Source organism: Candidatus Njordibacter sp. Uisw_002 (assembly GCF_047730155.1).
GTDB lineage: Bacteria > Pseudomonadota > Gammaproteobacteria > Pseudomonadales > Balneatricaceae > Njordibacter.
In genome coordinates this window covers 1,345,401-1,358,211 of record NZ_CP159832.1, presented here as the reverse complement: position 1 = coordinate 1,358,211, position 12,811 = coordinate 1,345,401, and the positions used below count along the sequence as shown (strand labels likewise).

The window sequence follows — 12,811 nt, the reverse complement described above, 5'->3', positions numbered from 1 at the left end:
GGTTAAGGAAATGAAGCGTGTAGGACTGGTAGGTTGGCGCGGTATGGTTGGGTCGGTATTGATGCAACGGATGCAAGAAGAAAACGATTTAAAACTAATCGAGCCAGTGTTTTTCACCACCTCTCAAGCAGGCCAAGCGGCGCCTGACTTTGGTGTAGACACGCCGGTATTACAAGATGCTCACGACATTGAAACCCTTAAAACCATGGATATTATTATCTCATGCCAAGGCGGCGACTATACTGATCGTGTGTTTGGGCCGTTGCGTAGCGCAGGGTGGAAAGGTTATTGGATAGACGCCGCGTCTAGTTTGCGCATGGTAGATGACAGCGTGATAGTGCTAGACCCTGTAAACCGTGATGTGATTGACCAAGCCTTAGCCCATGGAAAAACAGACTTTATAGGCGGCAACTGCACAGTAAGCCTTATGATGATGGCGTTAGGTGGGTTATTTGCTGCAGATCAAATTCAGTGGATGTCAGCCATGACCTACCAATCTGCCTCAGGTGGTGGTGCTCGTCATATGCGTGAGCTATTAAATCAAATGGGCTACATTCGTGATTCTGTTTCTGGTGAGCTTGCAGATCCAGCTTCTGCCATTTTAGAAATAGATCGCAAAGTGTCTCTTGCCATTAATGCCAATGACAACGACGCTAGCCAGTTTGGCGCGCCATTGGCAGGTAGCTTGATTCCTTGGATCGACTCTCAGCTAGACAATGGCCAAAGCCGTGAAGAATGGAAGGCTCAAGCTGAAACAAATAAAATACTAGGCCGCACTAAAGACATTATCCCAGTAGATGGATTATGTGTGCGCGTAGGTGCCATGCGTTGTCATAGTCAGGCATTGACTATAAAAATGAAGCAAAACGTGCCAATGGACGAAATAGAAGACATGCTTGCCAAGGCTAATGATTGGGTTAAAGTGATTCCCAACGACCGTGATATCACCATGGCGCAGCTTACGCCAGCTAAAGTGACAGGCACCATGACTGTGCCTGTAGGCCGCCTGCGCAAGCTTAATATGGGGCCAGAGTATTTGTCGGCCTTCACTGTGGGCGACCAGCTTTTATGGGGTGCAGCTGAGCCTTTGCGAAGGATGTTGCGTATTTTGCTAGAAGCATAACTGCTAAAACGTAGAAAAAAGGCGCTTAGGCGCCTTTTTTCCATTAAAGTAGTGATCATCGTTATTAAAAGGTAATAAATAGTGTCTATGTTATCCACAAACACCAAGCGATGTATCCGCCTTTTTGGCCTGGCAAGCCTTGTGCTAAGCGCCAGTGTTTTGGCAGCTGACACTGATAATGCCATTGAAAATACGACAGGAACAGTTACCAACATAGCGGTAACTGCTCAAACCACCGCAACAGACACCAATGCTTTAGCAATGATGCCAACGTTGGTGCTAGTAAAGCCAGATACAACCCTATGGCGTATCGCCGTAAACCATACTCCCAAGGGTTTTAATCCATGGCAAACGGTAATGAGCCTGTATCAAATAAACCCAAAGGCCTTTAGGCAGGGTGATATTAGTGTTTTGTATGCTAATACAAAGCTACGTATGCCCACGCGCAGCCAGCTTGGTGCCTTAACTACAAGGCAGGCAAAAGCGGTTTATGATACGTTAGTGCCTGCATCAGCTACTGTGAGTTCATTTAAACCTGTCTCGCAAAAACCAGCGATTGCACAGCCAGACCCACAAAATGTGCAAGCGGCTAAGTTGCAGCAGCAAGTGCAAGATCAGCAAAACACGCTAAACGCCTTAGCGACCCAATCTAACGTGTTACAAACTCAGGTGAACCAGCTAAAGGCCAACCAAACTAAAGCGTTTTCCCAGCAAGAGCTTTTGGCCACCACTAATCAAAATTTGGCACAGGGTGTGGTAAAGCAAGAGCAAGAACTTAAAGCCCTAAATGATCAGCGCAGTGTAATAGCAGCCGACATGCAAGCCTTAGGGCAAACCTTTCAAGCTACACGTGGGCAGCTAAACGAAGCTCAAAAAGACCTATTGCAAGTAGAAAAAACGCTAGCCATTACACAAAATGACCTGAAGTTAGCACAACAAAAAAAACGACTTGTTGAGCAAGCAGAAGCAAAAGCAAAAGTAGAAAAAACCACTCAAAAGCTTAAGCAAGCTGAAACAGCTAAGCTAGCCCAAGAAGCCAAGGAAGCTAAAGAAGCCAAGGAAGCTAAAGAAGCTAAGGAAGCTAAGGAAGTCGAGCAGGCTAAAAGAGCTCAGGAGCTTAAACAAGCCAAAGCAGCCCAGCTAGTATTGGCTGATAAAAAAGCTGCACTGATTGAACAGGCTGAAAAATCTCCAGAGGCCCTGCCAATGCTGGAAAAAAGCACTGCTGGCAGGTTAACTACAGAACACATAATACTTTTATTGTTTATGCTCATCGTCTTTATTTTGGGGGCACTATGGTGGGCTTTTACACGTGGCAAAAAGGCACGCAAAGTCAAACCAAAAGTCACACAAGCCCAAGCGCAGTCGCGTGCTACAGACAAAGCTCTAAATACACAGATTAATGTATCTCGGGCTAGCTTAACTAACGACGTTAACGACATGTTAGCGGGCCACGGACCTATGCCCAACGATGCGGATGAGCCAGTTGAATACCTGTCTCACGAAGCAGACATGGATACTAAGCTGTTTTTAGCCTCTAGTTACAAAGACATGGGTGAAGTACAAACAGCCATAGACATACTCCAAGAAGTCATTAACAAGGGTAATGCAGATCAGCAAGCCCAGGCTCGCCAGTTACTAGCTACCATTGATAAAGCTTAGGTTACATTTGTAGGTGCTGTTGTTAAAGTAATCACCTGCCAGATGTTAATTATTATATGGGCCTTATATAGGGCGTTATGTGCCTTAAAGATCAAATACACAATCTAGAAAAGTATCACGTTTATGACCACACAATTTGAAGCGGATCCTTCCGAGTTTCTAGCAACAGGGCAGCAGCGCATCGCTTTAGGCATTGCTTATAATGGCCGCCATTATCACGGTTGGCAGCGCCAACCCCATGGTCATATAAGTGTGCAAGAAAAACTAGAAGATGCATTAAGTTTGGTGGCTAATGAGCCCATCAAAGTGATGTGTGCTGGCCGCACAGATGCAGGTGTACATGCCAGTGCTCAAGTGGTGCATTTTGACACCAGTGCACAAAGGCCTATGCGCGCTTGGACACATGGTGGCAATATGCATTTGCCAGACGATGTAGCGGTGCAATGGGCGCAGGTGGTGGATGAAAAGTTCCATGCACGTTTTAGTGCTACAGCGCGACAGTATCGCTATGTAATTTATAACCACCCCATGCGGCCTGCACTGATGGATAAAGAGGTGAGCTGGAATTATCGTCCTTTAGACATTACCAAAATGCAACAAGCGGCATCTTATTTGCTTGGAACTCACGATTTTAGTTCTTTTCGGGCGGCTTCTTGCCAGGCCAATAACCCCATCCGTACCATACATCACCTCAACGTGATTGGTGCAGGGGATTACATTGTATTGGATGTGCGTGCCAATGCCTTTTTGCAGCATATGATTCGTAATTTGGCAGGTTTGCTGATGAAAATTGGAACTGGGCAAGCCTCTCCAGAGTGGGCGTTGGAAGTGTTGTTGGCCAAAGATCGAAGGGCCAGTGCAGCAACGGCAGCTCCTTATGGTTTGTATTTCGTAAATGCCGAGTATGATGATGCTTTTGGGTTGCCAAAGGCTCCTTTAGGCCCACATTTCCTTGCACCTTGGATGAATCGTTAAAAGAGTATACTAATGAGCTTATATAGTACGCCATTAGGCATTATTATCTGATACCATTAGGGTATGTTTTTTAGCCTATTACTGATAAATAACTGCGACTTATTGTGACTCAACCCCGCGTAAAAATGTGTGGCCTTCGCCAAGCAAGTGATGCTGTTTTTGCTGCTCAAGCTGGCGTGGATGCTATTGGACTGGTTTTTTACCCCCCAAGTCCACGTTCTGTAGATACACCTACTGCTGCAAAAATAGCCCATGCGTTGCCGCCTTTTGTTTCTTGTGTGGGTTTGTTTGTAGACGCCAGTGCTGCACAGATAGATGATATTTTGCAAGAAGTGCCACTATCCTTACTGCAGTTTCACGGTGATGAATCTCCAGAGTTTTGCAACCAGTTTCAGTTGCCTTGGATCAAAGCAGTGCGCATGCGTCCAAACATTGATTTACATGAGCAAAGGCAACATTATAGCCGTGCCCAAGGTTTGTTATTAGATGCCTACAAGGCTGGTGTGCCAGGGGGCACAGGAGATCAGTTTGATTGGCACCGTATTCCTGCAGATATCGCTCAAGATGTGGTGTTAGCAGGGGGTATTGATTGCCACAATGTACAGCAGGCTATACGTCAGGTTAACCCGTGGGCCATTGATGTCAGTGGCGGTGTTGAAAGCCACAAAGGTGTTAAAGATCGTGCTAAAATTACGGCGTTTATGAACCAAGCGAAACCTTATTTACTAAATTCACCATCATTATTGTTAAACCATGTTGAAATAAAAGGAACCTCAAGTGACTAATGCAACATCATTGCCAGACGCTGATGGCCATTTTGGCCCCTACGGCGGACGTTTTGTATCAGAAACCCTTTTCGCAGCCTTAGACGATTTGCGTGATACTTACGATCGTTTATGGCAAAGCCCGGAGTTTCAGGCTGAATTTGACTTAGACATGGCTCACTATGTTGGTCGCCCATCGCCTTTGTATCTTGCTAAACGTTTGACGCAAAAGTATGGCGGGGCACAAATCTATCTTAAACGTGAAGATTTGAACCACACGGGTGCGCACAAGATTAACAACACTATTGGCCAAGCGCTGTTAGCCAAGCATATGGGCAAGCCGCGCATTATTGCTGAAACAGGTGCAGGTCAGCATGGCGTGGCCAGTGCTACTGTAGCAGCTCGTTTAGGTTTGGAATGTGTGGTTTACATGGGTGTTGAAGATATTCGTCGACAAGCTCAAAATGTATACCGCATGAAGCTTTTAGGGGCCAAGGTAGTGGGTGTAACTTCAGGTACACAAACCCTTAAAGATGCACTTAATGAAGCCATGCGTGATTGGGTAACCAATGTAGACAATACCTACTACATTATTGGCACGGCCGCTGGCCCACACCCATACCCTAAGTTGGTGCGTGATTTCCAAAGTATTATGGGTCGCGAAGCCCGCCGTCAAAGCCTTGAGCAAACAGGTAAATTGCCTGATGCAGTTGTGGCTTGTGTGGGTGGTGGTTCAAACGCTATTGGTATTTTCCACCCCTTTATCGATGATAAAGACGTGCGTCTTATTGGTGTAGAAGCAGGTGGTAAAGGTCTAGAGACTGGTCAACACGCTGCACCTTTGAGCGACGGCACACCGGGCGTATTACATGGCAACCGCACTTATTTAATGAGTGACGACAATGGTCAGATTTTAGGCACCCATTCAGTTTCTGCTGGCTTGGATTACCCTGGTGTTGGGCCAGAGCACTCTTACCTAAAAGATATTGGCCGTGCTGAATACGTAGTGGCTACAGATGATGAAGCGCTGCACTCTTTTAGGGAGCTATGCTTGCTAGAAGGAATTATTCCAGCGCTAGAATCAAGCCATGCAGTGGCTTATGCCTGTAAAATGGCTTCGCAAATGCGTCCAGATCAAACCATAGTGGTTAACCTGTCTGGCCGTGGTGATAAAGATATGCAAACCGTCGCTGATATCGACGGCATTGAAGTATAAGGAAATAGATCATGAGTCGTATTGAAGCGTGTTTTAGTGCACTAAAGGCACAGGGTCGCCAAGCTCTTATCCCCTACGTGACTGCAGGGGATCCAAACCCGCAGGTCACTGTAGGTTTAATGCACCAAATGGTGTCTGTGGGTGCCGACCTTATAGAGCTGGGTATTCCATTTTCAGACCCAATGGCCGATGGCCCAGTAATTCAACTAGCGTGTGAAAGAGCCTTGTCTCATAATACCTCATTGGCTATGATTTTGGCGATGGTGGCAGAGTTTAGGCAAGACAACAGCACTACTCCTGTGGTATTGATGGGCTATTTAAATACTGTAGAAAAGATGGGCTATGATACCTTTGTAGCTGCAGCTAAAGAAGTGGATCTAGATGGTGTTTTATTGGTAGACCTGCCACCAGAAGAGAGTGCAGACTTTGCTAAGAATCTTCGTCAAGCTGGGCTTGATGCCATCTTCCTCATTACTCCCACCACCACAGAAGAGCGTATTAAGAAAATCTGTGCCGTAGGCAGTGGATACCTTTACTATGTCTCACTAAAGGGTGTGACAGGTGGGGCGTCAATAGATACAGTCGCCGTGGAACAAAAGCTAGACTTGGTAAAACAGCATACTAAGCTGCCACTGGGTGTAGGTTTTGGTATCAAGGATGCAGCTTCTGCAGCCCGTGTGTCTCAAATTGCAGATGGGGTTGTGGTAGGCAGTGTGCTGGTTAATGCCCTAGGTGACAATGCTAATGACCCAGCCAAAGGCTGTGCCCAAGTGGTCGCTACCTTGTCAGAAATGCGTCAAGCCATGGATGCAGCTGTTTAATAAATATAATACGCCAACACCGTGACCATAAGTCACGATGGGAGAAGCTATGAGTAGCTGGTTAGATAAAATTGTACCTGCTGGTATTTTAACAACCTTAGGTAATAAGGACCGACGCAGCAATATTCCTGAAGGTGTATGGAAAAAGTGCCCTAAATGCGCAGCCGCTTTGTACAAGCCAGAGTTGGAAAAAAATTTAGAGGTGTGCACTAAGTGTGAACACCACATGCGTGTGCCAGCGCGAGAGCGTTTGACCATGTTTTTGGATGCTCATTCAACAACCGAAATCGCAGCAGAAATAGAGCCGGTTGATAAGTTAAAGTTTAAAGACGTTAAAAAATACAAAGATCGTTTGTCTGCGGCTCAAAAAGCCACAGAAGAAAAAGATGCTCTTGTGGCTATGAAGGGCAAATTATTAGGCCTAGATATAGTAGCAGTAGCCTTTGAATTTAACTTTTTAGGTGGCTCTATGGGCGCTGTAGTTGGCGAACGTTTTGTACGGGCTGCAAATGTGAGTATGGAGCAGGGTATTCCGCTAGTATGCTTCTCGGCTTCTGGCGGTGCTCGTATGCAAGAAGCATTAACCTCTTTATTTCAAATGGCTAAAACCAGCGCAGCTTTAGAAAAGTTAAAGCAGCAAGGTGTGCCTTATTTTTCTGTGCTTACAGACCCTGTTTATGGTGGTGTGTCAGCAAGTTTGGCCATGCTTGGCGATTTGAATATTGCCGAGCCAGGCGCACGCATGGGCTTTGCTGGGCCTCGTGTTATAGAACAAACAGTGCGTGAAACCTTACCTGAAGGTTTTCAAAAAAGTGAGTTTTTGCTAGAGCATGGAGCCATTGATATGATCGTTTCAAGGCATGAGCTGCGTGCTACTGTAGCGCGTTTGTTATCTGCGATGACCCAAAAGCCTGCACCTGTTATTGAAGCCTAATCTTTATGTCACAAACATTGTCCTTTAACCAAGTCAGCGATTGGTTGTCTTGGTTAGAGCAGCAGCATCCAAGCCATGAAATTGATATGGGCCTTGAGCGCATTCGACAAGTGTCTAAACGCCTGCTGAAAAATACCCCTATAGCCAAACAAGTGATTACGGTAGCTGGTACAAATGGCAAAGGCTCCACGGTAGCTTTTTTGAGCGCTATTTTAGATCAAGCTGGTTTATCTTATGCCAGCCTGACCTCTCCTCACTTTATGCACTTTAATGAGCGTATTCAGTTTCAGGGAAAGCCAATAGATGACAAAGCTCTATGTGCTAGTTTTGAACGAGTCAATAAAGCCCGCTATGATGCTAATGATGTAGCCACACAGCTTACTTATTTTGAGTTTAATGCGTTGTTGGCATTTGATCTGATGCAACGAGCAGACTTAGACGTTGCTGTGCTAGAAATAGGTTTAGGTGGCCGTTTGGATGCGGTTAATCTGATTGATGCTGATGTGGCTATTGTCACTAGCATTGCTATAGATCATGTGGACTGGTTAGGTTATAACATAGACCTTATCGGACGTGAAAAAGCAGGTATCTATCGGGCTCATAAAACAGCTATTGTTGGTGGTGTTGTAGGCGCTGTGGATTGTCCCTCATCTGTGTCTGAGTATGCTCAAGAGATTAACGCGCAGTGCTTACAAAACGGCATCGACTTTAAAGTTGAAAATGATACTTGGTCTAATACCCAAGGTTTGCTTATTGAGTTACCTAAAACCAACTTGCCATCTATGAATATGGCGGCTGTGGTGCAGGCAGTTAACTGTATAACCTTTGATATAAAACCTTGTGATATTACTTTAGGTCTGGCCAAGGCCCGTTTAATAGGTCGCTTTCAAAGGCTCCAGTGGCAAGGTAAGCAGGTTATTTTAGATGTGGCTCATAACCCTCACGCGGCCAAAAATTTAGCCGCTACATTAGCGCTTGAGGCAAATGAAGGTAAAGCTATCGCAGTATTGGCGATGTTAGGCGACAAGGACTACAAACAAGTCATTACTACTTTAAAAGATAGTTTTGACGTATGGATGCTAGCGACAAGTGAAGGCGTGCGAGGCTTATCAAGCCAAGTGCTTGCCGAACAAGTCACAAGCAATGGCGTTAACGCAAACCAAGTGGCTGTTTTTAATACGCCCCTTGAAGCTTTTAGTGAAGCGCTAAAGGTCGCTGCTCCAAATGACACAATTATAGTGTTTGGCTCATTCGTTACAGTAGGTGAAATATTGACCTTAACCCAACCCAAGTGATGGTAATGAAGGAAAAATATTAATGGAGGCAACAGTGAAACATCGCATAGTAGGAAGTTTAATGCTGTTAAGTCTGGCTGTGATCATTTTACCATTTTGGTTAGATGGCGCAGGGTTAGAAGACTACCAAACCACTCAAAAACCACCTGCAATGCCCTCTAGCACCTTTGAGTTAATAGATGCGACGCCCGGCACTGGTATAGATTTGACTGTTAACCCCAGTGATATGCAAGTGCTTGAGCTAAGTCCCATTTCTCTTACCAAGGATTCTTCAACTGTGGTTGAAACAATCGTTCAACCCAAAGCAGCCAAAGCCGCCAAACCAAAAGCGCCGGCGCCTAGCGTTGCAAAAACCAAACCTAAACAAGATGATAGCCTGTTAAATGCACAAGGCTTACCTAATGGTTGGGCGGTTCAATTGGGTAGTTTTGGTAATCAGTCTAATGCGATTCGTTTAAAAGACAAAGTGCTCAAAGCAGGGTTTTCTGCTTATATCATACCTAATGGAAAATTATTTAAAGTGCTGGTAGGCCCAGAGCTTAATAGGTCAAAGGCTGAAGCCTTAAAAAAACAAATAGATACCAAGTTTAAAATGAACAGCTTAGTCATCTTATATGAAGTAGCAAAGCCTTAAGTAGGCGCGCTGTATACAATGAGTTAAGTATTTTATTATTTCGTTAATCAAGGTTAAATATGGAAAGCCTCAACGTTTTTGACTGGATCCTCGTTGCTATTATTAGTGCTTCTTGCATATTTGGATTACTGCGTGGTTTTGTTAAGGAACTCTTGTCGTTAGCTAGCTGGGTAGCTGCTTTTTTTGTTGCACGATTATTTTCCTTTAAGTTAAGCAATTTTATGGTGGATTGGATTGATCAGCCTCAGTTTCGCTTGATCGCGGCGTTTGCTATTTTGTTTGCTGCCACTTTAGTGGTGGGCGCTTTGATTAATAATGTGTTTTCTCGTTTAGTATCTGCCACAGGGTTATCTGGTACCGACCGCTTGTTTGGTATGGTCTTTGGTATTGTTCGTGGTGGATTGTTGGTTATTGTTCTGGTGTCTTTATTATCTCTAACACCAGTAAGTAATGACCAATGGTGGCAAAGTTCTTTGATTATTCCTCACTTTATCTTGGTAGATGAGTGGTCCTATAAAATGTCTAGTAGTGCCTCTGGCTTACTGGATATGTTTCAGCCAGCGCTATAATAGCGTTGCAATGAGGGTTTAAGCATGTGTGGTATCGTTGGTATTGTTGCCAAGTCTTACGTTAATCAGGAAATCTATGATGCCCTGACTTTTTTACAACACCGTGGCCAGGATGCTGCAGGTATGGTGACTTGCCATGAGGGCAAGTTTTTTCTACGTAAGGATAATGGCTTAGTACGAGACGTATTCCGTACTCGCCATATGCGTCGTTTAGTGGGTAATATGGGTATTGGCCATGTGCGTTATCCCACTGCCGGTAGCTCTAGCGCTGCTGAAGCACAGCCTTTCTATGTTAACTCACCTTATGGCATTGCCTTAGCACATAACGGCAACTTAACTAACGCTGCGCAGCTATCTGAAAGTATTTTTAAAGCCGATTTGCGTCATGTTAATACTAATTCAGATTCTGAAGTATTGCTTAACGTGTTTGCCCATGAGCTTCAACGTATAGGGCAGTTAGTGCCTAGTGAAGAAGATATTTTTTATGCTGTGCGTCAAGTTCATCGACGTTGTAAGGGTGGTTATGCAGTGATTGCTATGATCACAGGCATCGGCATCGTAGGAATGCGTGACCCATTTGGTATCCGTCCTTTGTGTTATGGCAAACGTGAGTCTGAACAAGGCACAGAATATATGGTGGCTTCAGAAAGTGTGGCGCTAGATTCTGCAGGCTACACCATGGTTCGTGACTTAGACCCTGGTGAGTGTATCTATATTACTGAATCTGGCGCTGTGTTCACTCGCCAGTGTGCAGAAGACCCCGTATTGTCTCCTTGTCTGTTTGAGTATGTGTATTTAGCTAGGCCTGACTCTGTGATGGATGGCATCTCGGTGTATAAAGCACGCCTGAAAATGGGTGAATATCTAGCAGATAAGATTTTGCGAGATTGGCCTGATCATGACATTGACGTGGTGATTCCAATCCCAGATACAAGCCGCACTTCAGCTGTTGAGCTTGCTAGTAAGCTTGGGGTGAAGTTACGTGAAGGTTATATAAAAAACCGCTACATTGGCCGCACGTTTATTATGCCAGGCCAAACCCAGCGCCAAAAGTCTGTACGGCAAAAGCTCAACCCTATCGAGCTTGAGTTTCGTGGTAAGAATGTTTTACTAGTAGATGACTCTATAGTACGTGGTACTACATCTACGTTAATTATCGAAATGGCACGAGAAATGGGGGCTAAAAAGGTGTACTTTGCATCTGCAGCACCTGCTGTCCGTTTCCCCAACGTCTATGGTATTGATATGCCATCTGTAGATGAATTAGTCGCTTATGGTCGTACTGACGAAGAAGTGGGAGAAATCATTGGAGCTGACCGGATGATTTACCAAGATCTTCCCGATTTGATTCGTTCAACCCAAGGTGGCGGTAGTGATATTGCTAACTTTGATTGTTCGGTATTTGATGGAAAGTATGTGACAGGTGACGTGGATGAGGCTTATTTGGATAATTTAGAATCTGAGCGTAACGATCAGGCCCAACACAAAATCGATGTGATTGATGATGATGCGTCCAAGGCAACTAACATGCAGAGCAATTTGTAGTCATGAAAAAGCAAAGCCTTCAAGAGCGCCAACAGCGCCAGAAAGATCACTTAAAAAACACTGCGTTGGCTACTCAGGCCATTAGAGCGGGCAGTATTTCTGGCACAGAGCAAGAACATAATGAAGCTATTTATGCCACCTCTAGCTTTATTTACGGTAGTGCCCAAGAAGCTGCCCAGTGCTTTAGTGGTGCCAGCCAAGGTAACATATACTCTCGCTTTACTAACCCAACTGTACGCACCTTTGAGCAACGTATTGCTGCAATGGAAGGCGGCCAAAAGGCTGTTGCTGCAAGCTCTGGTATGGCGGCTCTTACCAGCATCTTTTTGGGTCATTTAAAGCAAGGCGATCATATTGTATCTTCATGCAGTATTTTTGGCTCTATTGTAGGTTTGTTTGATAACGTGCTCGCTAAGCTTGGTATTACTACCACCTATGTGAGTCCTTCAGATTATCAAGCATGGGAAAAAGCCATTGCACCTAATACTAAAGCGTTGTTTTTGGAATCACCTTCCAACCCATTAAGTGAAGTTGGTGACATTTCTTTGCTGTCAGCATTGGCGCACAAGCATAATGCATTAATGATAGTGGATAACTGTTTTTGTACTCCTGTTTTGCAAAACCCATTGGCACTGGGTGCTGACATTGTCATGCATTCTGCTACCAAGTACATTGATGGCCAAGGCCGCTGTGTAGGTGGTGTTGCGATAGGTAGTGAAGCGCTTATGGAGCCTGTATTTGGCTTTTTACGCACGGTTGGGACTAGTATGAGCCCATTTAATGCTTGGGTGTTTATTAATGGTTTAGAAACTTTGTCTTTACGTATGCAGGCGCATTGCTCTAGTGCATCTAAGCTTGCGCATTGGTTGGAAAGCCATCCAATGGTTGAGCGGGTTTATTACACTGGCTTAGAAAGTCATCCACAGCATGAATTAGCCAAAAAGCAGCAAAGCTTATTTGGTGCGGTGGTGTCCTTTGAGGTGAAAGGTAACAAAGAAGTTGCTTGGCGCTGTATTAATGAGACACAACTATTGTCGATTACAGGTAACTTTGGCGATGCAAAGTCTACTATTACTCATCCAGCATCTACTACACACTATAGAATGACTGCTCAAGCTCGTGAGTTGGCAGGCATTAAAGATAACCTTATTCGTGTATCTGTAGGTTTAGAAGACTACCAAGATATTCAGCAAGATTTAGACTTAGCTTTGTCACGTTGTTAGTTTAGCGTTTGGATTAAAATCTAGATCAAAAAAAACCTTATTTTGTGAAA

12 protein-coding genes are annotated in these 12,811 nt (G+C 44.7%); all 12 read left to right on the top strand.

All coding sequences use genetic code 11. The features are described from left to right. The first annotated feature begins 10 nt into the window (after positions 1-10). The 12 genes from asd to ABXT42_RS06415 all read left to right on the top strand — a co-directional run bounded on the left by asd (position 11) and on the right by ABXT42_RS06415 (position 12,761). Positions 11-1,123 carry an aspartate-semialdehyde dehydrogenase gene (asd, locus tag ABXT42_RS06470; RefSeq protein ID WP_443627333.1) on the top strand — a complete coding sequence of 371 codons (1,113 nt, stop codon included), beginning with the start codon at positions 11-13 and terminating at the stop codon, positions 1,121-1,123. Between the two features lie 87 nt (positions 1,124-1,210). Next, entirely contained in the window at positions 1,211-2,785 is a 1,575-nt protein-coding gene (locus tag ABXT42_RS06465; RefSeq protein WP_443629458.1) for a FimV/HubP family polar landmark protein, read from the top strand. A 123-nt stretch (positions 2,786-2,908) separates the two neighbouring features. After that, positions 2,909-3,760 carry a tRNA pseudouridine(38-40) synthase TruA gene (gene truA, locus ABXT42_RS06460; protein ID WP_443627332.1) on the top strand — a complete coding sequence of 284 codons (852 nt, stop codon included), beginning with the start codon at positions 2,909-2,911 and terminating at the stop codon, positions 3,758-3,760. 104 nt (positions 3,761-3,864) lie between these two features. Continuing rightward, on the top strand, positions 3,865-4,545 hold the full coding sequence (locus ABXT42_RS06455) for a phosphoribosylanthranilate isomerase (protein ID WP_443627331.1): 681 nt from the start codon (positions 3,865-3,867) through the stop codon (positions 4,543-4,545). Then, the gene (trpB, locus tag ABXT42_RS06450) at positions 4,538-5,740 is read left to right on the top strand and encodes a tryptophan synthase subunit beta (RefSeq protein ID WP_443627330.1); all 1,203 of its coding nucleotides are present in this window, start codon (positions 4,538-4,540) and stop codon (positions 5,738-5,740) included. The genes ABXT42_RS06455 and trpB overlap by 8 nt, the downstream gene beginning before the upstream one ends. A gap of 11 nt (positions 5,741-5,751) precedes the next feature. Further along, complete coding sequence (gene trpA / locus ABXT42_RS06445) at positions 5,752-6,561, top strand: tryptophan synthase subunit alpha (RefSeq protein WP_443627329.1); 810 nt, start codon at positions 5,752-5,754, stop codon at positions 6,559-6,561. Between the two features lie 49 nt (positions 6,562-6,610). Next, a complete protein-coding gene (accD, locus tag ABXT42_RS06440; protein ID WP_443627328.1) occupies positions 6,611-7,495 on the top strand; it encodes an acetyl-CoA carboxylase, carboxyltransferase subunit beta in 885 nt (294 codons plus the stop codon). Positions 7,496-7,500: 5 nt separating this feature from the next. Continuing rightward, entirely contained in the window at positions 7,501-8,790 is a 1,290-nt protein-coding gene (gene folC, locus ABXT42_RS06435) for a bifunctional tetrahydrofolate synthase/dihydrofolate synthase (RefSeq protein WP_443627327.1), read from the top strand. A 34-nt stretch (positions 8,791-8,824) separates the two neighbouring features. Further along, entirely contained in the window at positions 8,825-9,424 is a 600-nt protein-coding gene (locus tag ABXT42_RS06430) for an SPOR domain-containing protein (RefSeq protein ID WP_443627326.1), read from the top strand. Positions 9,425-9,483: 59 nt separating this feature from the next. Further along, complete coding sequence (locus tag ABXT42_RS06425; RefSeq protein ID WP_443627325.1) at positions 9,484-9,993, top strand: CvpA family protein; 510 nt, start codon at positions 9,484-9,486, stop codon at positions 9,991-9,993. Between the two features lie 24 nt (positions 9,994-10,017). After that, entirely contained in the window at positions 10,018-11,538 is a 1,521-nt protein-coding gene (purF, locus tag ABXT42_RS06420; RefSeq protein WP_443627324.1) for an amidophosphoribosyltransferase, read from the top strand. 2 nt (positions 11,539-11,540) lie between these two features. After that, a complete protein-coding gene (locus tag ABXT42_RS06415; protein WP_443627323.1) occupies positions 11,541-12,761 on the top strand; it encodes an O-succinylhomoserine sulfhydrylase in 1,221 nt (406 codons plus the stop codon). Positions 12,762-12,811: the final 50 nt, after the last annotated feature.